This is a genomic window from Brevibacterium otitidis, assembly GCF_042429315.1.
In the GTDB taxonomy this organism is placed as follows: Bacteria; Actinomycetota; Actinomycetes; order Actinomycetales; family Brevibacteriaceae; genus Brevibacterium; species Brevibacterium otitidis.
In genome coordinates this window covers 62730-86228 of sequence record NZ_JBHMAU010000028.1, presented here as the reverse complement: position 1 = coordinate 86228, position 23499 = coordinate 62730, and the positions used below count along the sequence as shown (strand labels likewise).

At 67.3% G+C, this 23499-nt stretch carries 26 protein-coding genes; 16 read left to right on the top strand and 10 right to left on the bottom strand.

What is annotated here, in order from left to right; translation table 11 throughout:
- Nucleotides 1–87: 87 nt before the first annotated feature.
- The gene (locus tag ACFFN1_RS04025) at nt 88–459 is read right to left on the bottom strand and encodes a hypothetical protein (protein ID WP_376838824.1); all 372 of its coding nucleotides are present in this window, start codon (nt 457–459) and stop codon (nt 88–90) included.
- A 30-nt stretch (nt 460–489) separates the two neighbouring features.
- Between ACFFN1_RS04025 and ACFFN1_RS04020 the strand changes: the two genes are divergently transcribed.
- Complete coding sequence (locus ACFFN1_RS04020; RefSeq protein WP_376838822.1) at nt 490–1458, top strand: globin domain-containing protein; 969 nt, start codon at nt 490–492, stop codon at nt 1456–1458.
- Nucleotides 1459–1565: 107 nt separating this feature from the next.
- Here the strand turns inward: ACFFN1_RS04020 and ACFFN1_RS04015 are convergent, their stop codons facing one another.
- From ACFFN1_RS04015 to ACFFN1_RS04000, 4 genes are all read right to left on the bottom strand, one after another.
- Nucleotides 1566–2741, bottom strand: coding sequence for a DUF418 domain-containing protein (locus ACFFN1_RS04015; RefSeq protein WP_376838820.1), 1176 nt, complete (start codon nt 2739–2741; stop codon nt 1566–1568).
- A gap of 63 nt (nt 2742–2804) precedes the next feature.
- On the bottom strand, nt 2805–3080 hold the full coding sequence (locus ACFFN1_RS04010) for a DUF7218 family protein (protein ID WP_376838818.1): 276 nt from the start codon (nt 3078–3080) through the stop codon (nt 2805–2807).
- A 47-nt stretch (nt 3081–3127) separates the two neighbouring features.
- Entirely contained in the window at nt 3128–3412 is a 285-nt protein-coding gene (locus ACFFN1_RS04005; protein WP_376838817.1) for a hypothetical protein, read from the bottom strand.
- Between the two features lie 174 nt (nt 3413–3586).
- Nucleotides 3587–3982: an FCD domain-containing protein gene (locus ACFFN1_RS04000; RefSeq protein ID WP_376838838.1), complete on the bottom strand. Its 396-nt coding sequence runs from the start codon at nt 3980–3982 to the stop codon at nt 3587–3589.
- A 26-nt stretch (nt 3983–4008) separates the two neighbouring features.
- Here ACFFN1_RS04000 and ACFFN1_RS03995 point away from each other — a divergent pair, with 26 nt between their 5' ends.
- Nucleotides 4009–4305, top strand: coding sequence for a hypothetical protein (locus tag ACFFN1_RS03995; RefSeq protein WP_376838815.1), 297 nt, complete (start codon nt 4009–4011; stop codon nt 4303–4305).
- Between the two features lie 244 nt (nt 4306–4549).
- Nucleotides 4550–6124, top strand: a complete 1575-nt coding sequence (locus ACFFN1_RS03990; RefSeq protein WP_376838813.1) for an acetolactate synthase large subunit — start codon at nt 4550–4552, stop codon at nt 6122–6124.
- Between the two features lie 125 nt (nt 6125–6249).
- Here the strand turns inward: ACFFN1_RS03990 and ACFFN1_RS03985 are convergent, their stop codons facing one another.
- Complete coding sequence (locus ACFFN1_RS03985) at nt 6250–6840, bottom strand: TetR/AcrR family transcriptional regulator (RefSeq protein ID WP_376838812.1); 591 nt, start codon at nt 6838–6840, stop codon at nt 6250–6252.
- Nucleotides 6841–6994: 154 nt separating this feature from the next.
- Here ACFFN1_RS03985 and ACFFN1_RS03980 point away from each other — a divergent pair, with 154 nt between their 5' ends.
- The 6 genes from ACFFN1_RS03980 (at nt 6995) to ACFFN1_RS03955 (ending at nt 12924) form a co-directional block, all read left to right on the top strand.
- Nucleotides 6995–7480 (top strand): hypothetical protein, encoded by a 486-nt coding sequence (locus ACFFN1_RS03980; protein WP_376838810.1) that lies wholly within the window; start codon nt 6995–6997, stop codon nt 7478–7480.
- 113 nt (nt 7481–7593) lie between these two features.
- Nucleotides 7594–7833: a TM2 domain-containing protein gene (locus ACFFN1_RS03975; RefSeq protein WP_165883714.1), complete on the top strand. Its 240-nt coding sequence runs from the start codon at nt 7594–7596 to the stop codon at nt 7831–7833.
- 150 nt (nt 7834–7983) lie between these two features.
- Nucleotides 7984–8742, top strand: coding sequence for a LamB/YcsF family protein (locus ACFFN1_RS03970; protein WP_376838808.1), 759 nt, complete (start codon nt 7984–7986; stop codon nt 8740–8742).
- Nucleotides 8739–10343 carry a 5-oxoprolinase subunit B/C family protein gene (locus tag ACFFN1_RS03965; protein WP_376838806.1) on the top strand — a complete coding sequence of 535 codons (1605 nt, stop codon included), beginning with the start codon at nt 8739–8741 and terminating at the stop codon, nt 10341–10343. The genes ACFFN1_RS03970 and ACFFN1_RS03965 overlap by 4 nt, the downstream gene beginning before the upstream one ends.
- Nucleotides 10340–12175, top strand: coding sequence for an acetyl/propionyl/methylcrotonyl-CoA carboxylase subunit alpha (locus ACFFN1_RS03960; RefSeq protein WP_376838805.1), 1836 nt, complete (start codon nt 10340–10342; stop codon nt 12173–12175). The genes ACFFN1_RS03965 and ACFFN1_RS03960 overlap by 4 nt, the downstream gene beginning before the upstream one ends.
- A gap of 119 nt (nt 12176–12294) precedes the next feature.
- On the top strand, nt 12295–12924 hold the full coding sequence (locus ACFFN1_RS03955; protein ID WP_376838837.1) for a GntR family transcriptional regulator: 630 nt from the start codon (nt 12295–12297) through the stop codon (nt 12922–12924).
- A gap of 60 nt (nt 12925–12984) precedes the next feature.
- Here ACFFN1_RS03955 and ACFFN1_RS03950 read toward each other — a convergent pair whose 3' ends face one another.
- From ACFFN1_RS03950 to ACFFN1_RS03940, 3 genes are all read right to left on the bottom strand, one after another.
- Entirely contained in the window at nt 12985–13791 is an 807-nt protein-coding gene (locus ACFFN1_RS03950; protein ID WP_376838835.1) for a putative hydro-lyase, read from the bottom strand.
- Between the two features lie 2 nt (nt 13792–13793).
- On the bottom strand, nt 13794–15098 hold the full coding sequence (locus ACFFN1_RS03945) for an NRAMP family divalent metal transporter (RefSeq protein WP_376838803.1): 1305 nt from the start codon (nt 15096–15098) through the stop codon (nt 13794–13796).
- Nucleotides 15099–15263: 165 nt separating this feature from the next.
- Nucleotides 15264–16565 (bottom strand): DUF418 domain-containing protein, encoded by a 1302-nt coding sequence (locus ACFFN1_RS03940; RefSeq protein ID WP_376838801.1) that lies wholly within the window; start codon nt 16563–16565, stop codon nt 15264–15266.
- An 89-nt stretch (nt 16566–16654) separates the two neighbouring features.
- Between ACFFN1_RS03940 and ACFFN1_RS03935 the strand changes: the two genes are divergently transcribed.
- The 5 genes from ACFFN1_RS03935 (at nt 16655) to ACFFN1_RS03915 (ending at nt 21060) form a co-directional block, all read left to right on the top strand.
- Entirely contained in the window at nt 16655–17323 is a 669-nt protein-coding gene (locus ACFFN1_RS03935) for a TetR/AcrR family transcriptional regulator (RefSeq protein ID WP_376838799.1), read from the top strand.
- Nucleotides 17324–17518: 195 nt separating this feature from the next.
- Nucleotides 17519–18337 (top strand): ABC transporter substrate-binding protein, encoded by an 819-nt coding sequence (locus ACFFN1_RS03930; RefSeq protein ID WP_376838797.1) that lies wholly within the window; start codon nt 17519–17521, stop codon nt 18335–18337.
- 165 nt (nt 18338–18502) lie between these two features.
- Nucleotides 18503–19294 (top strand): amino acid ABC transporter permease, encoded by a 792-nt coding sequence (locus ACFFN1_RS03925; protein WP_376838795.1) that lies wholly within the window; start codon nt 18503–18505, stop codon nt 19292–19294.
- 102 nt (nt 19295–19396) lie between these two features.
- Entirely contained in the window at nt 19397–20158 is a 762-nt protein-coding gene (locus ACFFN1_RS03920; protein WP_376838833.1) for an amino acid ABC transporter ATP-binding protein, read from the top strand.
- Nucleotides 20159–20232: 74 nt separating this feature from the next.
- Nucleotides 20233–21060, top strand: a complete 828-nt coding sequence (locus ACFFN1_RS03915) for an ABC transporter substrate-binding protein (RefSeq protein ID WP_376838793.1) — start codon at nt 20233–20235, stop codon at nt 21058–21060.
- 186 nt (nt 21061–21246) lie between these two features.
- Here the strand turns inward: ACFFN1_RS03915 and ACFFN1_RS03910 are convergent, their stop codons facing one another.
- The gene (locus tag ACFFN1_RS03910; RefSeq protein WP_376838791.1) at nt 21247–22428 is read right to left on the bottom strand and encodes a DUF819 family protein; all 1182 of its coding nucleotides are present in this window, start codon (nt 22426–22428) and stop codon (nt 21247–21249) included.
- A gap of 217 nt (nt 22429–22645) precedes the next feature.
- Between ACFFN1_RS03910 and ACFFN1_RS03905 the strand changes: the two genes are divergently transcribed.
- On the top strand, nt 22646–23116 hold the full coding sequence (locus tag ACFFN1_RS03905) for a nucleotidyltransferase family protein (RefSeq protein WP_376838789.1): 471 nt from the start codon (nt 22646–22648) through the stop codon (nt 23114–23116).
- Nucleotides 23059–23445: a HepT-like ribonuclease domain-containing protein gene (locus ACFFN1_RS03900; protein WP_376838831.1), complete on the top strand. Its 387-nt coding sequence runs from the start codon at nt 23059–23061 to the stop codon at nt 23443–23445. Before ACFFN1_RS03905 ends, ACFFN1_RS03900 begins: the two co-directional genes overlap by 58 nt.
- Nucleotides 23446–23499: the final 54 nt, after the last annotated feature.

The window sequence follows — 23499 nt, the reverse complement described above, 5'->3', positions numbered from 1 at the left end:
TCGGCAGTGGCATATCCCACAGCCTACCGCCACCCCAACCACCCGATTAGTCAGGAATTCCAGCACTTCACAACCCAAACCCGCAGGTCATAGTGTCAATATGATATCCATCACACCAATTTGAGCCAAGTCAGGACGAACCGATTGAATCAGTTCGTCGAGCGGTCCGTCTTCTGAGGTGGACACATCGATGCTGGACTCCACCTCCTCTGCCTCAACCGTGGTCGTGACTGTATCTCCTTCCCGCTTCACCACAATGTCCGCGTCGGCAGCATCAGTCAACGCCACGTCTCCCGCTTCTTCAACTTCTGTGTCGGCAGGCTGGGCGGTGGCGACCTCGCCCGTCTGCGTCGGCATCTCATCAGCGACGACTGGAGCAATGTTGACCGATGTTAGGCCTACTGCCAGAGCAGTTGCCGCGGCAACGCTCGCAATAATCCGTTTCAGATTGACTTGCATCTCCTAGGGTCGGGTTTGGTTGACTCTGGGGTGGATCTGCTCCAGCACATCGGCCACAAGCACGCCAGCCTGGGGATCACTGCCGATCAGTACCAGATCGTGCACGACAATCTCTTCGCCGCCATCGTCGAGGTGCTCGGCGCTGACACCGTCACCGCCGAGGTCGCAGAAGCCTGGGATGCCGTGTACTGGATCATGGCCGATGTGCTCATCGAGTTCGAGCGCGAGCTCTACCGTTCGGCCGGCGTGGCCGATGGCGATGTGTTCCGCACCGTCACCGTCACCAACCGCGTCGACCTGCCCGGGGACGTCATGCTCGTCACCGTCGCCGCTGCCGAAGGCGATGCACCGCTGCCGGCACACCTGCCCGGCCAGTACATCTCCGTCGGGGCCCGGCTGCCCGACGGTGCGCGCCAGATGCGCCAGTACAGCCTCGTCGATGACGCCTCTGCCGGTGAGCTGACCTTCGCAGTCAAACGGATCGGGGCCACCGCCGAGGCGCCGGCTGGGGAGGTCTCGAACTTCCTCGCCGACCATGTGGCCGTCGGCGACACGCTCGAGGTGACGCTGCCCTTCGGTGACCTCGTGCTCTCCCATACAGACACGCCGGTGGTGCTCCTCTCCGCCGGCATCGGCGCGACCCCGATGATCGGGATGCTGGAGTACCTGGTCGCCAACAGCTCGCAGCGCAGAGTCATCTCCCTGCACGGCGACCTTCACCCGGCTGTCGATGCGCTGGCCGCGCAGCGCACGCAGCTGCCCGGTGCGCTGTCCGACGGGCAGGCGCTGACCTGGTACGAGACCGATCCTGGTGAGGGGGCACGGCAGGGCTTCATCAGCCTCGACGAGGTGGAGCTGCCCACCGATGCCGATGTCTATGTGTACGGCTCGAACGGGTTTCTGCAGCATATGCGCACACAGCTGAGTGCGCACGGCTTCGCCGATGAGCAGGTGCACTTCGAGCTCTTCGCCCCCAACGACTGGCTGCTCGACGGCTGAAACTGTAGATGGCAGCGGTCGCACATCGGTGCGGCCGCTGCCATTGCTGTGGTGACCGGCGCCTCGGGCGCGGTACGACGGTGTGGTGACCGGCGCCTCGGGCGCGGTCAGCTCGTGCGCCGCAGCGGCAGCGGGCGGGTGCCCAGCCACGTGACCTTGCGCCACACCCATTCGAGCGGACCCTGCGTGAAGCCGCGCAGCCACAGCGTTGAGAACACCCACTGGAGGGCGAGGATGAGCACGCAGCTGGCCATGACCAGCTGCCAGCCGTTCAGTGTGTCCGTCGGCACGATGCCGAGCGCCCGGGTGGGGATGAGCATCGCGAGCATGAGCAGGGTGGCGGTGATGTAGTTCGTCAGCGCCAGCCGGCCGAGCGGGGCGAAGACCGCGTGGAGGAATCCGCGCAGCGGGGAAGCCAGGAGCAGCACAAACGCGCCGAGGTACATCGCGGTACCGCCGGTGGCGTAGAGGCTGTCGAAGGAGGAGTTGACCGTCGGCGGGAAGCCGTTGGCGGTGTAGACGTAGCTGGACAGTGCCGCGCCGACCAGCAGGAGCATGAGGGCCGGGAAGGGTGCGAAGGCGCGGGCGACCTGACCGGAGGTGCCGAGCCAGAAGCCGAGGACGAAGAGTCCGGGGATGAGGGTCGGCCCGCCGAACCAGGCCCCGGCAGTCAGCAGTGCGATCCCGGCGGTGCCCAGGACCGGGGCGACGGTGCGGGCGGGCAGGAGGGTCAGCGGCAGCAGCACGATGATGCCGAGGGCGCCGTAGTAGATGAGCGCTTCACCCGGATGCAGGAGGGTGTGGCCGATGCCGAGGAGAGTGAGGAAGCCCAGCCGCCTGAGCATCACCAGCCGCGGGCGCGGGCTGTGGCGGGTGGCCGAGAGCCACATGAGGCCGAAGCCGATGCCGAAGAGCAGGGAGAACAGCGGGAAGAAGTGTCCGTCGACCCACCGGTAGACGATCGTCGCCACCGTATTGATGCTCTCGCCTTCCCGCGGATCGAGATTGAGGATCCCGGGGACGTTGGCGAAGATGATGCCGCACAGCGCGAAGCCGCGCACAGCATCGAGAGCGCCGATCCGGCGGCTGCTGCCCGGCGACGGGGCTGGGGAGTCGAGGAGTGCGGTATCGGCCGAGGCCGCCTGCGGCGCGGCGGCCGGTGGGGTGGCCGTGGTGTGCGGCGGGGCTGCAACTGGCGGGGTCGCGGCTGGCAGGGTTGCGGCCGACGGGGGCGCTGGGGCGGTGTGCGCGGCAGGGCGACTGCTGGGCTCAGACGTGGTCATGCTTCCAGCCTGGCCGATCCTGCGGCTGCCGGACATGGGGCAGCCGGTCAGGTGGGGTGGGGTTTACCCCCGCAAGGCTGCGATGAGGTCGTCTTTGTTCATCTCCGAGCGGCCGGCGATATCGAGTTCGGCGGCGCGCTCGCGCAGCTGTTCGACGGTCCAGTCCTCGTAGGAGCCGGACTCTCCGCCGCGTTCGCCCACATCAGAGCGGGAGTCCTGCGCGGCAGCATTGGCGATGCGCGCGGACTTCTCCTTGCTGTTGCCTTCACGGCGCAGCGCTTCATACATCTCGTCGTCTTTGACCGATGGTCCTGGAGTCTTGCGATCCTGTGCAGTCATGCCCTCAGTCTACGCCGCAGCGCAACAAGCAGCCGGGTCAGTGCCGGTCAGGCGTGGGCGCGGACCGGCTGGCGGGCGGCGGAAAACGGGCGGGCTTCGATCACATCGGTGGGAACGATGCGCTCGCCGATGCTGACATACGGCGGGATGGTGGCAGCCGGGTCGGCGGCTGCAAGCTTGCGGTGCACGGTGAAGCGCAGGCACACGGCATCCAGTGTCATGCCCTCGACGACCTTGTGGGCGATGTCGATGCCTGTGATGTTGTCATCGGCCAGCCACTGCTGTCCGGTGGTCTCGATCCAGGTGCGAAGAGCCGCAAGCGTTGCATCCATGCTCCCGAGGGTGACAGGCCGACATGGCCTGCCGGTGACGCTGACGTAAACATGGACATGCGAGTCCAGGCGGTCGCAGCCCTCATGCTCAGCTGCGAACCGGCTGCGGCTGGTTCGCATGCGCCACGGCCCGGGCGACCTCATCCCAGATGCTGCAGCATCGCAGCTGACACCTCAGTCGGTGTGACAGCGCATGAGTGCGGCCTCAGCTGCCGCACCGTCGCCGCCTGCGAGCGCGGCCTGCAGCTCTCGGTGGGTGGCCAGGGCAGCCTGCCACTGGGCGCGGTCGGCTCCGGCCCGGGCGCCGATGCGCTGCTGGACCGGGTGGTCCCACACGCTGGTGAGCACTGAGCGCAGATACGCGTTCGCGCACGCGTCGACGAGTTCGATGTGGAAGCGGCGGGAGAGTTCGAAGAACTCCGCCGGGTCGTCAAGGGCGAGTTCGGCCTGGTCGAGCCGGCGAACTCGGGCTCGCCGGCGTCGCGGGGCAGCAGACGCAGCAGTTCCGCCTCTTCGACGACGGCACCGGCAAGCACGGCGAGGAGTTCGAGACTCAGATTCCGGGCGCAGACTTCTATGAGCACAGCGACTCCGCTATGGATCCGCGCGGCCTGTCGGATCTCGTGCTCCCAGGCACCGAGGACCGGGCCCCGATCGCAGCGCTGCCCGGACCTGATGGGACCATCGTCGGCTACGACGCGATCACCGGCAAGGAGCTGTGGACCTTCGCACCGGAGGACGGCAGCTTCCCGATCGTCGAACAGGCCGCTCCCGCGCTCGGGCTCTTCGGCATCTCCGGTCTGACAGACAGCGGGGGCGGACCGGAGAAGCTCTTCATCGTCGACCCGGTCGATGGCGCGAAGACCGTCCGCGGAGTCACCGGGATCGGCTGATCCGGCATGCCCGCAGGCCCCAGCCACCTTGCGCAGACTGCCCGCTGGTGATGAGATGAGAGCGGTCAGCTTCACCCGGCCCGCATCGACGCGGAGCCGCTGCTGACGACAGTTCCATCACGCCCCCAGCAGACCGGCTCCAGCGAGCATGATCGCCAGCCCCGCGACCATCGCCGTCAGCCTTGCGCGCACACATGCCAGCCTCCGGTCAGTAGCAGTAGCAGTAGCAGAAAGCAGAGGACCGATGACCAACGGCGCCGACCACCTCCTCGCCACTCTGGAGCACAACGACATCGAGGTGTGCTTCGCCAATCCGGGCACCTCGGAGATGCACTTCGTGGCCGCCCTCGACCAGGCGAAGAGCATCCGCGGAGTCCTGGGCCTGTTCGAAGGCACCGTCACCGGCGCAGCCGACGGCTACTCCCGCATGACCGATCGCGCGGCCGCCACGCTGCTCCACCTCGGGCCCGGGCTGGCCAACGGTCTGTCGAACATGCACAACGCCCTGCGCGCCCGCGCTGGCATCGTCAACGTCATCGGCGATCACGCCACCTACCACCGCCACCTCGATGCGCCGCTGACCTCGGACATCGAGGGCGCAGCCCGCCCGTTCAGCCACTGGGTGCGCACTTCGCCCTCGCCGGACACCATCGCCTCTGACACCGCCGATGCGATCAGCCAGGCCGATGCTGGCCGTGTCGCCTCGCTCATCCTGCCGGCCGACACCGCATGGAACCCGGTCACCGCCGACACCGCTCTGCCGCGGGCTGCCGCGCTGCCGCGCCCGGTCCTCGATGCCGCCGTCGTCGAAGCCGCTGCCGAACGGCTGCGCAGCTCCGGTCACCGCACCGCCTTTCTCATGGGCGGGCGCTCCCTGCGCTCTGCACAGCTTGCCCTCGCCGGCCGGATCGCAGCGGCCACCGGGGCCGATCTGCTCTCGGACACCTTCGCCCCGCGCACCGAACGCGGTGCCGGCCGCGTGCCGACGATCAAGGTCCCCTACCCCGTGGAGCCGTCCCAGGAGCTGCTGCGCCGCTACGACGCGCTCATCCTCATCGACTCGAAGGCCCCGGTGGCGTTCTTCGCCTACCCGGACAAGCGCAGCGAGCTCACCCAGCCGGGCACCACGTTCTTCGAGCTCTGCAAGCGCGAAGGCGATTCGCTCGCCGCCCTTGAGGCCCTCGCCGAGGCGGTCGGCGCCTCGGGTGGGGCCGCTCCCAAGGTGGGGACCGGCCATGGACAGGCCGCCCCGCTGGCACCGCCGGAGCTGCCGAGCGGGCAGATCACGCCGGAGAAGATCGGCGCGTTCCTCGGTGCCCGGATTCCGGAGGGCGCGATCGTCGTCGATGAGTCGATCACGACCGGCGGAGGGTTCTGGTCGCTGACCGCAGCAGCGCAGCCGCATGACTGGTTCTCCGGCACCGGAGGGTCGATCGGCTACGCCATGCCGGTCGCCGCCGGCGCCGCGATCGCGTGTCCCGACCGCAAGGTCGTCACGCTCGAAAGCGATGGCTCGGGGCTGTATCAGCCGCAGGCGCTGTGGACGCAGGCACGCGAGGGCCTCGACGTCGTCACGCTGATCTTCAACAATGCGAAGTACCAGATCCTGCGCAATGAGATGGTCAATGTCGGCGTGCCGGACTTCGGACCGAAGGCCTCATCGCTGCTCGACCTCAGCGACCCGGTGCCGAACTGGTCCGCCATATCCGAGGGGATGGGCGTGCCGGCCCGTCGTGTCGAGACCGTCGAGCAGCTCGACGCCGCGTTCTCCGAGGCACTGGCTGAGCCGGGACCGCGGTTGATCGAAGTGATGGTCTGAGCCCCGCTGAGTCCCCTTGAGCCCTCTGCGCTGAGGTTTCCGACCCCGGTTTGCGCGCGATCGTGCGAACCGGGGTCTTTCTCTTCTCGAGTGCCCCCGGGCGGTGCGTGGCACGCGTTTCGGGTTCAGGGCGTGTGGTCGAGCACGGCTCCGCACAGCCAGCGCAGTCGTCTGCGGGCGACATCGAGCGTCAGCTCCAGGTCGGTGGCGCCGAACTGCGGCATGAGCCCATCGCATGCCGCACTCAGCAGGGAGGCGCGGTCGGAGATGTCATCTTCGGACAGGTGCCCTTCGGCGGCGAGGACGCGCAGCCATGACTCGATCCTGGCCAGCCCGATCTCGTAGAGCCGTGAGAGCATCCGCGTACTGGAGTCATCAGCCTCCGGGCCGAAGGCATTGGACATCTGGGTGACCCAGATGCCGAGCAGCGAGCGCGTCGATTCGTCATCATGCGGCAGGAACTGCAGCATGCACTCGGTCAGCCGCTCGGCTGGATCCCGTGAGGAGTTCGCGATGTCGAGATCGGGCACCTCACGCGAATAGGCCCGCTCAGCCACTGCGTGCAAGAGCGCACTTTGGGTCGGGAAATAGTACCGAAGCGTGCTCGCGCCGATGCCGGCGCGCTCGGCGACAGCGCGCACGCTCGCAGCACCTGGCCCGCCGGACTCGACGAGCTCAAGGGCGGCCTCGACGATCTGCTCCCGCCTGTCAGCCATCGGACTCCTCCCGCCTGGCGCCTCTTCCAGCGCTTCGTTCACGACTCCGATCGTCACTTGACAATCTAGCACACTGTACCAGTACACTGAACTAGCACGCTGTACCAGACAAGTGCAGCCCCGCGTGAAGCCGCCCCTCGTGAAGGAGAGACCCATGTTCGAAGCACTCCAGGAATTCACCACCTCGCTGCCGATGTGGGCCCGCTGGGCCGGCATCATCCTCATCTCCGCACTGCCGTTCGTCGAGTCGTACTTCGGCTCGGTCATCGGCATTGTCGCCGGCGTCCATCCCGTCATCGCGATCCCGGCCGCGATCCTCGGCAATGTGCTGTCGATGCTCGCCCTCGTCTACGGTGCTCACACAATCCGCGCCTGGGTGACAGCGCGGAAGCCGGCTGATGCTCGGAAGCGGGCCGACTCTCCGAAGCGGGCCAGGCTCCGGCGCGCCTTCGACCGGTGGGGCGTGCCAGGCGTCAGCCTGCTCGGCCAGACGGTGCTGCCCAGCCAGATCACCTCGATGGCGATGGTCTCCTTCGGCGCCTCCCGCAATGCCGTGGCGGGCTGGCAGATCGTGTCGATCATCGCCTGGGGCATGCTCTTCGGCGGGCTTGCGATGGCCGGTGTGCGGCTGCTCGGCTGAGGCACGCGGTCGGCTCTGGCGTCCGCCAGGCAGTGCTCCCAGCCGGTTCGGATGCCGATAGGGCACACTGGGAAGAGCACCAGCACGCGCACCTGTTCGCGAAAGGAGCTCGCATGTCGCCCTACGCCACCGAACCGGCCAAGGATCCCGGCCTCGCCCTCGTCCTCACCCTCCTCGGCTTCGTCCTCATCGCAGGCCTGCAGTACTTCTACATCGGCAAGATCGTCATGGGTCTGCTATTCCTCTTCACCGGCGGATTCTTCTTCGTCGGCACCGTCATCTCCTGCTTCACCATCCGCGGAGAGACCCGCCGGGTGAATGAGCGCCGGGCACGCCGCGCCGCCCGCTACTGAGACCCGCCACCACCCATCAGCTGAGTCACCGCCCTCGGCGCCGACCGTTTTCCCCAGCCCCTCCCGACGCCAAACCGGCTCCCATCCCGTAGAATTGTTCAACAACGATCAGGGCACTGCGGCCCGCCGAGGCGAACTGGAGGAGAAGTTATGAGCAGCATCGACGTCAACTCCGACCTGGGCGAATCGGTCGCCGGCATTCCCGTCGGCAATGACGAGGCGATCCTCGACGTCGTCTCCTCGGCCAATGTCGCCTGCGGCTTCCATGCCGGCAGCCCGCACGGCATCTCGGCCACCGTCAGCCAGGCCGCTGCCCGCGGTGTGACGATCGGGGCGCACCCGGCCTACAACGACCCGTCGGGCTTCGGCCGCCGGTTCATCGACTACGACCCCAAGCAGCTGGCTGACGAGGTGCTCTACCAGATCGGCGCCCTCGATGCGATCGCCCGCTCGCACGGCTCCGAGGTCCGCTACGTCAAACCCCATGGCGCGCTGTACAACGCGCTCGTGCGCAATGCCGAGCACGCTCAGGCCGTCATCGACGGGCTGCGGGCCTTCTCCCGCAGCGTCCCGCTGCTTCTGCTGCCCGGCTCGATCGCCGCGGAGATGGCCGTCAAGGCCGGTCTGCAGGTCATCACCGAAGCCTTCGCCGATCGCAATTACAATCCCGACGGCACGCTTGTCTCCCGGTCGGAGGACGATGCGGTCGTCACCGACATCGACACCGTGCGCTCCCGGGTCGTCGAGATGGCCACCTCGGGCACGGTCACCGCCCGCGACGGCTCGACCCTGCGCGTCGACGCCCAGTCGATCTGCGTGCACGGCGACTCGCCGGGTGCCGTCGAGATGGCCAAAGCCATCCGCGAGGCCCTCGACGAAGCCGGCGTGACAGTCACGAGCTTCGCATGAGCCCGGCCGACCAATCCGGCGCTGCCACCAGCTCTCCGGACTTCCGACCCATGGGCACCCGCGCGGTGCTCATCGAACTGCCCGACACCGCCACCGTCATGGCCTGGCACGCCCACCTGAGCGCCCACCCGCTCGACGCGCAGATCGAGGTCATCGCCGCCGCCCGCACGCTGCTGTTCAAAGCCGCCACCCGCCGCGGCCTCGACTCAGCCCTGGCCGCCCTGCGCGAACTGACTCCGGATGATGCGACCGCCGGCGCGCACAAGCGCATCGACATCGACGTCGTCTACAACGGCGAGGACCTCGAAGCGGTCGCCGAGCACTACGGCATCTCGACCGAGGCGCTCATCGACCGGCACACGAGCGAAGACTGGCTGGCCGCCTTCGGCGGGTTCTCCCCTGGCTTCGCCTACTGCACCGCTGCTGGCAGCGGCTGGGACACCCCGCGCCGGTCCTCCCCGCGCACCAAGGTGCCGCGCGGCTCCGTCGCCCTGGCCGGGCCGTTCTCCGCCGTCTACCCGATCGACTCACCCGGCGGCTGGCAGCTTCTCGGCTCCTCCCCCACCCCGGTGTGGGATCTGGGCGAGAATCCACCCAACCGCATCAGCCCGGGTGATGAGATCCGCTACCGGGCGGTGGCCGAGGAGGTCACGCTCTCCCCGGCCACCGCCTCGGCGCCGGCAAGCCAGCCGGCCCGCCCGGCGGCGACCGTCACCGCCGTGGGTCTGCAGGCGCTGTTCCAGGACCGCGGGCGCACCGGCCACGGCGACACCGGCGTGCCGACTTCCGGGGTGCTCGACCGCGCCTCAGCCCGGCAGGCCAACCGGATCGTCGGCAACCGCGGCGACGCCACTGTCATCGAATGCCTCTTCGGCGGGCTCGCACTCCGTGCTGAGACCGACCTGACGCTGGCCGTCACCGGAGCCGAGGCGCCTGTCGCCGTGGGTGGCAAGCCCGCCCCACTGCGCACCCCGCTCGTCGCCCCGGCTGGTGAGAGTGTGGAGATCGGTGCGCCGACGCATGGGATCCGCTCCTATGTCGCGGTGCGCGGCGGGTTCGTCACCAGCGAGGTGCTCGGCTCGACGGCCACCGATACGCTCTCCCGGCTCGGGCCTGAGCCGATCAGCGTCGGCCAGCAGCTCAAGGTGCCCGTCACACCCGACGTGGTTGCCGTCGGCGGGCCGGAGCCTACGACCCTACCGGAAGGTAATCTCACGACCGCAGAGCTGCGGGTGGTGCCCGGGCCGAGAGATGACTGGTGCGCCCCCGGTGAGCTGGAGACGCTCACCAGCCAAGTGTGGACGGTCAGCCAGGAGTCCAATCGCATCGCCCTTCGCCTGCAGGCAGGCGAGGACGGCCGGCCGCTGCGCCGGGCCGAGGACACCGGGGAGCTCGCCAGTGAGGGCATGGTCTCCGGTGCAATCCAGGTGCCGCCGGAAGGCCAGCCGGTGCTGTTCCTGGCCGACCATCCGGTGACCGGCGGGTATCCGGTCATCGCCACCGTCATCGCCGAAGACCTCGACCTCGCCGCCCAGCTGCCGCCGGGTGCCGAGGCGCGCTTCACCATCCACGCCGCCGACCTGCCAGGAGAACCGTCATGACGCTTGCTTCCGTGCTCATCGCCAACCGCGGGGAGATCGCCGTGCGCATCGCCCGCGCGGCAGCCGACCACGGGCTGCGCTCAGTGGCCGTGTACTCCGATGCCGACGCCGAGGCCCTGCACACCCGCATCGCCGACGAGGCCTACCGGCTGCCGGGCACCGCCCCGGCCGAGACGTACATGAACATCCCGGCCCTCATCGAAACCGCGCTGCGCGCCGGTGTCGAGGCCGTCCACCCCGGCTACGGGTTCCTCGCCGAGAACGCTGAGTTCGCCGCCGCCGTCGCCGAGGCGGGACTGACGTGGATCGGCCCGTCACCTGAGGTGATCGAGAAGCTGGGCAACAAGGTCACCGCCCGCGAGATCGCACTCTCCGTCGACGCCCCGCTCGCGCCCGGTTCCGATGGCCCGGTCGAGGACTGGGAGGAGGCGCACGCCTTCGCTGAGGGGCACGGGCTGCCGATTGCGATCAAGGCTGCCTACGGTGGCGGCGGACGCGGCCTCAAAGTCGTCCATGAGCTCGCTGACGTCGAGGATGCCTTCGCGGCCGCCGGGCGCGAGGCGGTGGCCGCGTTCGGCCGCGGTGAGTGCTTTGTCGAGAAATTCCTCGTCCGCCCCCGGCACGTCGAGGCGCAGATCCTGGCGGACACGCACGGGAACACGGTCGTGATCGGGCTGCGGGACTGCTCGCTGCAGCGGCGCAACCAGAAGCTCGTCGAGGAGGCACCGGCACCGTTCCTCACCTCCGAACAGGAGGCGACGATCCGTGAGGGCGCGGTCAAGATCTGCCAGGCTGCCGGGTACGTCTGCGCCGGTACGGTCGAGTTCCTCATCGCCGAAGACGGCACCATCAGCTTCCTGGAGGTCAACACGCGCCTGCAAGTTGAGCATCCGGTGACCGAGATGACGACCGGCGTCGATCTTGTCGGCGAGCAGTTCCGGATCGCCGCCGGCCTGCCACTATCCTTCGCCGACGGCGATGCTTCTGACGGCAATGCCGCAGGTGGGGACAGCGAGATCACTGTGCCGCAGCTCGGGCATGCGATCGAGTTCCGGCTCAACGCCGAAGACGTCGCCAACGGCTATGTCCCCTGCCCGGGCACCATCACCCGATTCGAGGCCCCGACCGGCCCGGGCATCCGCGTCGACACCGGGGTCACGAGCGGGTCGACGATCCCGGGTGCCTATGACTCGATGATGGCCAAGCTCATCGTCTTCGGTGCCGACCGCGACCAGGCGATCACGCGTGCCCGGCAGGCGCTGCGCGAACTCGTCATCGAGGGGGTCGCCACGGTCGTGCCGTTCCACCAGGCAGTGCTCGAACACTCTGACTTCGCCGATGACTTCGCCGTCCACACGACCTGGATCGAAAACGACTTCGCCGAGCAGTTCGAACGCACCGAGGTCTTCGCCGATCAACGTGATGGTCAGCCGCTCACCCGCTTCGGCGTCGAACTCGATGGCAAGCGCGTCGAGCTCGGTCTGCCTGCTGAGCTGCTGAGCCGGCTCGCCAGCCCAGGCCCAAGCGGTGCGTCTACCGGCGAGGCCCAGCCTGCCGGCACCACGGGCGCGGACACCGAGACCGAGGCGAGCAGCACCGACAACGGCGCCGACGCCTCGGGAGCGGAGGTCACGAGTCCATATGCCGGCAGCTTCGTGACGTGGAAGGTGGCAGACGGCGACGCGGTCGAGGCCGGGCAGACGGTCGCGGTCATCGAGGCGATGAAGATGGAGTCCAATGTCTCCGCCCCGTCCGGCGGGACGATTGCATGTGAGCCCCTGGATGCAGGTGACAGCGTTTCGGCAGGTCAGGTGCTCGCGCGGATCTCCTGAACCGTGCCGAGGATGCGGCGCGAGGCTGGTACTGAGGGCGTATGGGAACGGTAAGGGAACATGACAGAAAGATCACAGCCGCCGCTACCGCGATTGTCTCCTACTATGGCGGCGTGACCATGGAATTCGTATCGGCACAGCAGCGGGTGACCCATACGCTGCTGGAGGAGATCTCAACCGGCCAGCTCGCCCCTGGCGAGAAGCTCCACGAGGTTGCCCTGGCCACCCGGCTGGAGGTCTCCCGGAACACGCTGCGCGAGGCGTTCGTCGCGCTGCAGGGCTACGGGGTCGTCGTGCGGCTGCCGCACCGCGGGGTGCATGTGACGCTGCCGGAGATCTCGCACGTCGATGAGATCTACCAGTGCCGTTCGCTGCTCGAACCGGCCGTCCTGCAGTGGTCGGACCGGCTCGACACGGCCACGCTTAAGGACTGTGTGGCCGCCGGGCGGGCCGCACGCGAGGCGGGCGACCCCCATGCGGTCGGCGATGCCAACCAGCGGTTCCACTCGGCGATCATCGCCTCGGCCGAGTCCTACTACGCCAACGAGGTCATGACCCGGGTGCTCGCGCTCATGCGGCTCGTCTTCATCCGCGGTTCAGCCGAGCGCCGCGGCTTCCACTACCCCTATATCGAGCTCAACGCCACGATCGCCGACCTTGCCGCAAGCGGCCGGCGCCGCGAGGCCGCTGAGAAGATGCGCAGCTACCTCGACCGGGCGCGCAGCGAGGTCCGCGAGCTGCTGTCCTGAACTTGGTCTCCTCACGCAGGTACGCCCGGCCTATGAGGAACCGACCTCGGGAACCTGGGCTTAGGGGACCTGGAACTCGGCATCCCGGGCGTCAGTGATGAGCATCTTCCCGGGTGAGTGGGCGATCGCGATCTCCGGGCGGGCGGCCAGCAGCGCGGCTTGCGGGGTGACCCCGCAGGCCCAGAACACCGGCAGATGCCCATCCGGGATCGTCACCGCATCGCCGTAGTCAGGGTTGCCGAGGTCGCGGATGCCGATCTCTGCCGGGTTGCCGATGTGCACCGGTGCCCCGTGCACGGCCGGGTAGCGGGAGGTGATGCGCACCGCCTCGGCGACCTGGTTCGCCGGCAGCGGGCGCATCGACACAACAAGCGGGCCTGAGAAGATCCCGGCCGGTGCGGTGTCGATCGAGGTGCGGTACATCGGCACGTTGACGTTCTGGCTGATGTGAGCGATGTCAATGCCGGCGGCCAGCAGCGCAGCCTCGAAGGTGAACGAGCAGCCGATGAGGAAGCTGACGATGTCGTCTCGCCAGAACGCGGTGGCATCCGTGACGGTCTCGGCGAGCTCACCGTTCCGGTAGATCCGGTAGGCCGGCACATCGGTGCGGATATCCCCGCCTTGAAGCAGCGGCGAGCTCGTCTGCCCGGCTTCGAGCACTCCGATGATCGGCATCGGCTTGGGGTTGCGCTGGGCGAAGAGCAGGAAGTCGAAGGCATGCTCGCGCGGCACAGCAAGCAGGTTCGTCTGCGTGAACCCCGGGCACAGGCCGGCGGTCGGCCGGTCGAGACCGGCCCGGAAGGCCGCCCTGGCCTGCGCAGGTGAGGTGAACGGGGAGCCCGCCGGTGCCTCGGGAGCGGTGTCCATCGTCATCCCTGCCAGAGTGCGGCGATGCCGGTGAGCGAGTTCCAGCCCAGCCAGATCGTGACCAGCCAGGTGAGCGTACCGAGGGCAGCGAGCCACTTGGGGTACTGGTAGCCGTGCAGCAGGTCGCGGCGGGCCCAGGCGACCCACAGGACGACGGCGAAGCCGATCGGCAGGATGAGGCCGTTGAAGGCGCCGGCGAAGATGAGCAGTGTCTGCGGGGCCTGGTCGAGGATGAGGAAGGCGGTCGCGCACACGGCAATGAGGGCGATGGTGAGCAGGTTGCGGATGCGCGGGCTCGTCCGCTGGGTGGTGACGAAGCTGATCGAGGTGTACGAGGCGCCGATGACCGAGGTGAGGCCGGCGGCCCACAGCACGACACCGAAGACGCGCAGGCCGACCTCACCGGCGGCGGCGAGGAAGGCATCGGCGGCGGTGTTGTCCTGCGACAGCGTCACGCCGCCTGCGACGACGCCGAGGATGGCGAGGAAGAGCAGCACGCGCATGACACCGGTGATGATGATCGAGAGCACCGAGACCTGCGTGATGTGGCCGACGTTCTCACGTCCGGTGATCTTCGAGTCGATGAGGCGGTGAGCGCCGGCAAACGTGATGTAGCCGCCGACGGTGCCGCCGATGAGGGTGGTGATGACGAGGAAGTCGACCTCCTCGGGCAGCACGGTGTTCTTCAGCGCCTCGCCGACCGGCGGCTGGGAGACGATGGCGACGTAAAGCATGAGCAGGATCATGACCGCGCCGAGTGCGACGACGATGCGGTCGAGTGCGACGCCGGCGCGCTTGGACAGGAAGATGAAGATCGCGATGAGCGCTGAGACCGCGCCGCCGATCTTCGCGTCGATGCCGAGCATCGCGTTGGTGCCCAGGCCGGCACCGCCGATGTTGCCGATGTTGAAGATGAGCCCGCCGACGAAGACGAAGGCGGCCATCACCCAGCCGATACCCGGCAGCACCCGGTTGCCCAGTTCGTTGGCACGCAGCCCGGTGACGCCGAGGACGCGCCAGACGTTGAGCTGGATGGCAATGTCGACGAGCAGGGAGACAAGAATCGCAAACGCGAAGGCCACGCCGAGCTGGACGGTGAACACCGAGGTCTGGGTGATGAAGCCCGGGCCGATCGAGGAGGTGGCCATGAGGAACATGGCCCCGAAGATCGCGGTGCGACCGGTCGCCCCGATGGTGACGGCCTTCTTCGCATCGGCCTGTGTGCCGTTTGCCGGGGCGGTGTCGCCTGGCTGGGCTGTGTGGGCGCCGGTGTGATCGGGCGTGGGGTCCGGGGTGTGGCTGCTCATCGTGCTTCCTCGCTCGGGCGGGCGCGGGCGGCACCGATGCGGTGGCTGCCCTGTGACGCGACACACTCTAGCAATTGTTCAACAATGAGCGCGAGGGGAGAGGGTGTGGACAGGGGGCCGCTGCGCGGTTCGGTTCGCGCCGGCGCCGAGGCGGTGGCTGGGTAGTCAGGTGAGCTTCTGAAGTGCCAGGTGGGTGAGCCATTCGAGGGGGCCGCGGGCGGCCGGTCCGCGCACACCGCGGCGGGCGGCGATCGTCTGCCACGTCAGCGCGAAGGCAATGACGGCTGCGAGCACGGCAACGAAACCGGTGATGGTGAGCGCCAGGCGGGCCTCGGGGAACCGGCCGGTGAGGTCGAGGCCCCAGCCGAAGAACAGGGCGCCGGCGAGCAGGTTCTGGCCGACGTAGACGCTCAGCGACATCCGCCCGGCGGCAGCGCATGCGGTTTCGACGGCCCGGGGGATCCAGCGGTGCAGGCTGGCATGGGCGATGAGGGCGAGCAGGCCGATGGCGACGAGGCTGGCGGTGAGGTAGCGCTGCGCGAAGACCGCCGCCGGGGAGCCGACGATGCCCAAGAGCAGGTCGACAGGTGCCGCGGCGGCGCCGATGAGCAGGCAGCGGCGGCGCAGCCGGGCTCCGCCTGGGATGAAGATGCCGCCTGCGAACAGGCGGGCGCCGATGAGGAAGAGGCAGATGCCCATGGCGAGGGTGAAGATCGGTTCGGCGCGGAAGATGAGGCTGTTGTCGAGGCGGAAGACGGCGAGTTCGGTGAAGCCGGCCTCGCGGTAGGGGTTGACGCCGTGCCACAGCGGCCAGTCGGCGGCCGGGCCGGTGAGCTCGGAACCGGCATCACCGTTGGCGCTTTCGGGCTGGGTGAGCAGCAGGAGGCTGAGCAGGCCGATGCCGAGCACATGGAGGACCCCGGTCACCCAGGCCCAGATGCGCGTGCTGCGTGGGGAGGTGGCGATGATGCCGGCGACGATGAAGCCGGTGACGGCATAGCCCATGAGCACGTCGAATTCGGCGATGAGGATGAAGTTGATGAGCCCGTCGAGGAACAGGAGGCCGGCGCGCGGGGCGTAGCTGCGCAGCCAGCCGCGGCGCGCGCTGCGTTTGTGCCAGGCAGTGAACTGCAGGAACACGCCGATGCCGAACATCATCATGAGCAGGGAGAGGAACTTGCCGTTGCTCAGGGAGCTGAGCACCTGGAAGGCCATGGTCTCGGCACCGGCAGCGAGTCCGGCGGCCGGGTCGAGGATGTAGCCCAGCAGGCCGGCGGGGTGGGTGAAGAGCCAGATGTTGGTGCCGAGTGTGCCGAGCACGGCGGCACCGCGGGCGATGTCGAGTCCGGCAATGCGCCGGCGGGCAGGAGCAGCTGCGCCACCGGGGGCAGCAGAATCACCGGGCTCGGCTGGGCGATCGCGATGGGCGGCCGGGTCCGCTGCGCTGCAGGTCGGGGAGGTCTCCATGACCGAAACAATACAGTCGTATTGTCGGGTATGCAATACACTTGTATTGCCGGTGTGGAAGCACCGTGCCCGCCAACAGCGAAGGATCCATGAGCACGAGCAGAGACCACATCATCGACGCGATCGTCTCCGTCATCGCCGCAGGCGGCATCGAGAAGGCCACCGTCCGCACGGTCGCAGGCCAGGCCGGGGTGTCGATCGGCGCGGTCCAGCACCATTTCCCCACCAAGGCCGCAATGCTGACTGCGGCGATGGAGGCGATCTCGGCTGCTGTAACCACCGATATCGAGGACTACCTCGGCACCGCGGAACCGGCCGGCACTCCTGCCGAGGAGACCGGGCAGGCCGCCTCCGTGCTGCGGCACCTCGCCCTGGTGCTGTGCTCGACCCGCGAGGACGATCTCACCGCCGCCGGCATCTGGCTCGACTTCGTCGCCCTCTCCCGCGTCACGCCCGCACTCGCCGAGATCCACGCCCTCACATGGACCCAGCTGCGTGAGCGCATGAGCGAACTCATCGCGGCAGCCCACCCCGGCCATCCCGAGCCCGAAGCGGCAGCCGGGTGGGCGCTGGCGACCTTCGACGGCATCGCCATCTCCCGGGCGACCGAGCCGCAGTTCATGACCGGAACACGGGCTGCAGCCCTGGCCGAGCGCACGCTCGCCGCGATCGCCGCCGAGGCAGCCGGAGCCACCGGAACCGGCGCCTCGGGAGCGGAGCCAACCACCGCCTCGGGACCGGTGACCGGCACCGTCTGAACCACCGCCTCGGGCACCGGGAGGAGCGGACACGATTTGGACACAATCACCAGTGCCGCACAACCGCCTATGACTTGTGACGTGCTTCACGATATACTCAACCGCACACCGCACTTTCGGTGGCGCCGGCGGACCCGGCGCAGGGTTCGTACCACCCGGTGACGACGTCACCGCACTGCAATCAGGAGGAAATCCGTGAAGCGTTCCCTCAGTCTTGCTGCCCTGACGGCAGCATCTGTCCTTGTCCTTTCGGCCTGCGGCGGAGGCGGAGACGACAGCGATGGCGCTGACGGCTTCAAGCCGGTCGCCGGCGGCAAGCTCACCGTCTGCTCTGACATTCCGTATGAGCCCTTCGAGTTCACCGACGAGAACAACGAGACCGTCGGCTTCGACATCGACCTGGCGCAGAAGCTCGCCGACCGCCTCGAGCTCGAACTCGACGTCGTCACCACTCCGTTCGAGGCCATCGAATCCGGTTCGGCGCTCGACACCGCGCAGTGCGACACGGCGATCTCGGGCATGTCGATCACCGATGAGCGGGCAACGAAGTTCGACTTCTCCGAGAAGTACCTGCTCGACAACCTCGGCCTCATGGTCGTCAAGGACTCCGGCATCAAGTCCCTCGATGAGCTCGAAGGCAAGGAGGTCGGCGCCCAGCAGGCGACGACCGGTGAGTCGTACGCCCAGGACGCCGGAGCCAAGGTTGTGCAGTTCGAGGACTCCGGCCTGCTGACCCAGGCGATCACCTCGGGCCAGATCGACGCTGCGGTGGCGAACCTCTCGACGATCTACGCCGCCACCGAAGCCAGCGACAAGATCGAACTCGCTGAGAACTACGACACCGACGAAGTGCTCGGCGCCGGCTTCAAGAAGGGCAACACCGAACTCACCGACGAGTTCAACACGATGCTCCACGAGATGTACGAGGACGGTTCCTACGACGAGCTCGTCGAGGAATGGTTCGGTGACATCGCCGACGCCGCGAAGGTCCCGGAGGACGAACGCGGCGCGTGACGCACCCGGCCCCGCGCCCGAGGTGAGCCGACGCGCCCACGTCGGCCCGCCTCGGGCGCGGCACAGTCCGCACTCCCTCCTCCACACCTGTTCCACCGCCTGAGAGCAGCCCGCCGGCTGTCCGGGCAGCAGCACGACTCCACCCACCCCACAAGGAGCTTTACGGTGGCAATGACCATGCGCCAGCGGGCACGCATGTCCCGCGGCATCCAGTACGCGATCCTCATCATCGCGGTTCTCATCGCAGCGTTCTTCGCCGACTGGGGCACGATCTTCGGGAAGTTCTTCAACCCGAAGATCATGGCCGACCAGTTCCCCGGCATCATCACGATCGCGCTGAAGAACACCCTCATCTACACCGCCCTGGGCTTCGTGCTCGGCTTGGCGCTGGGCATTCTGCTGGCGCTCATGAAGATCTCGTCCGTGGGCCCCTACCGGTGGCTCTCGACGGTGTACATCGAGTTCTTCCGCGGAGTCCCGGCCCTGCTCGTGTTCATCGCGCTCGGCTACGGCATCCCGTACGCCTTCGGCATGCGGATGGACACCTACCTCACCGTCATGCTGGCGCTCGGCATCGTGTCCTCGGCCTATATCGCCGAGACCCTGCGCGCCGGCCTGCAGGCTGTGCCCAAAGGTCAGTTCGAGGCCGCCCGCTCGCTGGGCATGACGCATTCGCGGGCGATGATCACGATCGTCATCCCGCAGGCCTTCCGCATCATCCTGCCGCCGCTGACCAATGAGATCATCCTCATGACGAAGGACTCCTCGCTCATCTACCTGCTCGGTCTGGCCGCCAGCCAGTACGAGCTCACGAAGTTCGGGCGCGAGGCGATCACCGCTCCCGAGGCGGGTCTGACTCCGCTCGTGGTCGCCGGCGCGTGCTACCTCGTCATCACGGTGCCGCTGGGCTTCCTGGCCCGGAAGTTCGAATCCCGTACCGCCAAGATCAAGAAGTAGGTGTCAGCTGTGTTCAACAACGACGCGAATGCCGCGACAGGCGGCACCGGATCCTCCTCAGCTGCCGAGGCGAAGGCCGCAGCGGATGCCGCGACCGCCGAGATCGCTGCGCAGTCCGGTGTGACGATCTCCGACCTGCACAAGTCCTACGGCGATGTCGAGGTGCTCAAGGGCATCAACCTGAACGTCTCTCCTGGTGAGGTCGTGTGCCTCATCGGGCCGTCGGGTTCGGGCAAGTCGACGCTGCTGCGCTGCATCAATGTGCTGGAGACCTCGAACTCCGGGACCATCGACGTCGGCGGGTTCATCGCCACCGACCCGGACACCGACCTCGACATCATGCGCCGGCACGTGGGCATGGTGTTCCAGTCCTTCAATCTGTTCCCGCATATGACTGCGCTGGAGAACTGCTCGATCGCGCAGCGCAAGGTGCTCAAGCGGGCCAAGCAGGCAGCCGATGAGGTCTCGATATCGAGCCTGGAGAAGGTGGGCCTGGCGCATCTGGCAGACCGGTTCCCCGATCAGCTCTCCGGCGGTCAGCAGCAGCGCGTGGCGATCGCCCGGGCGCTGTCGATGGAGCCCTCCCTCATGCTCTTCGATGAGCCGACCTCGGCGCTCGACCCGGAGACGGTCGGCGATGTGCTCGGCGTCATGCGGAACCTCGCCGATGAGGGCATGACGATGATCGTCGTGACCCACGAGATGCACTTCGCCCGCGAGGTCGCCGACAAGGTCGTCTTCATGGACGGCGGCGTCGTCGTCGAAGAGGGCCCCGCCGCCGAGGTGATCGGCAACCCCCAGCACAAGCGCACGAAGTCCTTCCTCTCCCGCGTCCTCCACCCCGGTGGACTCGACGAGGACTGAGGAGCCGGACACCGTCACCGGACCGCCGCCTCGGGCCCGGGGCGGCCGGTGACCATCACTGCACAGGAGATGACATGAATCGCACTCGACATCTGACCTCACTGACCGCGCTCGCTGCGGCCGGCGCGCTGCTGCTGAGCGCGTGCGGCGGCGCGGGCTCCGGCTCCGATGAGGCGGGCGGCAACGACTACCAGCTGGCGAAGGACGGCAAGCTCATCATGTGCTCGACGCTGCCGTATGAGCCTTTCGAATTCACCCGTGACGGCGAGTCGGTCGGCTTCGACATCGATCTGGCGAAGAAGCTCGCGGAGCGTCTGGACTTGGAGTTCGAACTCGTCGACACCGGCTTCGAGGCGATCGAGTCGGCGTCGGTGCTCGACACCCAGCAGTGCGACATCTCGCTGGCGGGGATGACGATCACCGATGACCGCGCGACGAAGATGGACTTCACCGATCCGTACCTGCTCGACAATCTCGCGCTCATGGTGCGCAAGGATTCGGGCGTCAAGTCGATCGAGGAGCTCAAGGGCAAGGAGGTCGGCGTCAAGCAGGCGACGACCGGCGAGACCTTTGCCCAGGAGAAGGGCACGAAGACCGTGCAGTTCGAGGACAACACGATCATGATCCAGGCGATCAGCTCCGGGCAGGTCAATGCGATGGTCGCCAATGTCTCGATGATCTACTCCGCGGTGCAGGCCGATGACAGCCTCGAACTCGTCGAGAGCTACGACACCGATGAACTGCTCGGCGCTGCAGTCGTCAAGGGCAACTCCGCGCTGGCCGATGAGTTCAACACGATGCTCGGCGAGATGTATGAGGACGGCTCATATGACGATCTCGTCGATGAGTGGTTCGGCGATGTCGCTGATGCTGCGCGGATCCCCGAGGAGGATCGCGGCTGAGGTTGCGGCCGGCTGGCGGAGGTGTGCTGCGGCCGGGCAGCTGGCGCTGACCGGCTGGCCGAATGAAAAGAGTGTGCAGTCTTTCATGTCTTTCGGGCCCGAAAACATGAAAGACTGCACACTCTTTTCGTTGACCGCCCGTGGGGAAGCTCGGTGGCCGGTCTCAGGGCGGACCGGTGACCGGGTTCAGGCCAGCACGGACAGCACCTGTCCGACGGCCAGACCGAGGAAGGTGCCGGCGAAAGCGCCGATGAGTGCGAAGAGCACACCGACCGGGACGAGCTGCCGGTTGAAGGCGCTGGCGACGACCGGCGCTGAGGCCACTCCCCCGATGTTGGCAGTCGAGGCGACCGCGATGCTGAACAGCTCGGTCTTCGTCGCCTTGGCGTACAGCACCATGAGCACGAGGTGGATGAGCACGACCATGACACCGGCGAGCAGGTACAGCGGTGCTTCGACGAGCGAGGTGAAGTCCGAGCCTGCGGCGATGACACCGATGATGATGTAGAGCATGATCTGGGCGACTTCCGACGACCCGGGCATCTTGCCCCAGCGGGTCGAGCCGATGATGAGGCCGAGGACGGAGACGATGAGGATCGTCCACGTCGTCGAGGTCACGACGACCCCGATCTCCGGCAGCAGCCCGCCGATCCATGTCGCCACAGCTGAGGCGAACAGGCCGAGGGCGAGCACCCGGAACAGGGAGACGAGATCGAGAGTCTCCCCCGCCTCGGCGCCGGTGGCGTCGGTTCCAGCGGAGCCGGTGTCGGAGGAATGGACGTCGAGGTAGGAGGTGTCGGCTTTGGTCCAGGCGTTGAAGCGGTCTGAGACGGTCACCGAGGAGAACATCACGAGCAGCCACACGGAGTAGATGATCGTGTCGACGATGAGCACGTGGCCGAAGACGTTCTCCGGGGCCTTGAGGATCTCCTGCACTGCGACCATGTTCGCCGAACCGCCGGTCCACGAGCCGGCGAGCGCGGCCAGGCCCTTCCACGCCTCGGTGTCGAGCAGGCCGCGGAGGATGAGGAAGGTCAGCACGAAGCCGAGCAGGATCGACAGGGCCGAGGCCGCGTAGGTCAGCAGCAGCTTGGGGCCGAGCTTGATGATCTGGCGAATGTCGCACTGGAAGAGCAGCAGCATGATCATCGCCGGCAAGAGCGCGTCCTTGACCCCGCCGCCGACGTCGGTGATCGAGTCAGATTCGCCGAAGACGCCGATGGTGTTGAGCAGCGCGGCGATGAGGTAGAGGAACACGAAGCCGGGCACGTACTTGAACAGGCGGATGCCGCGGCGCTTCTCCAGGTAGACGAGCACGGCCGAGATGGCGACGAGCAGGCTGAGGAAGAGGAATCCGTCGGTGATCATGTCGGCTCCGGTGGGATGTGAGGGGCGTGTGCTGGGCGGTGGTGGGGCGTCACCGGCGGCGATGCCGGCGATTGTGCCACGCTAACAGCTCAGAGCGGTTTGTGCAGTGGAACACGCTCTCGGTCCGTAGCTGAGCGGTGAGTCCCTCACGAACGCATCGAGGCATTCACGATCTCCGGACTCGACAGGATAGATATAGGTCAGCCTATAATTGAGCATGAGCACTGAACTGGCAGCTACAGCTGAACGCGTTGATAAGGAGATCGCGGATCGACGTCAGGAACTGGTTCGTGCCGTCAGGCTCGCATATTCACGCGGCCAGACACAGGCTGAGATCTCAGAGCAGATCGGTCGGAGCCAGCCAGAGGTCTCGCGGTTGCTCCACTTTCACGGTACGTCCACCCTTGCTCGCCGGTTGCGACGGAATGCCCCTGCGATCAAGCGGGCCATCCGCCAGGCAGGGGGCAGCAACGTGCGCGTTTTCGGTTCGCTTGCCACGGGCAAAGACACGCTCACGTCAGATATCGACCTCCTCTTCACAATGGGGAGGCCACTCGGTCTCATGGAGCTCAGCCGACTCGAACGTGAAATTGAGGAGATCGTCCAGGCACCGGTGGATCTGGTGCCCGAATCATCCCTGAGGCGGGACTTCCGCGACCGCGTTCTGGCCGAAGCAGTTCCGCTATAAGCCGCACGACGCCCGAGATCCTCGCGGATGCCCTCACCCACCTTCAGAAGACCACCGAGTATCTCCAGCACGGAGAGGATCAACTCGTCGTTGACGCAATCTGTATGCGTCTGTCAGCGGGAATCGAGGCGCTCTCAGGGTGGCCAAAAGAAGAACGAGATCGACTCTTCAGCGGTATGTGGCCTGATATGCGGGGGATGCGCAATCGCATCGCACACGGCTACCTGGATGTAGACCCGCAGGTCGTGCAGATTTCTCGTGCCCCGCCTCACATCTATGACCTTTTCCGGAGTACAGTGGCCGGGCACCACCAACCGCCAGCACTGTGACGCCGCCTGGCACGCCGCGTGCCTGACCGTCGCCGCCTGAGACCATCCAGGAGT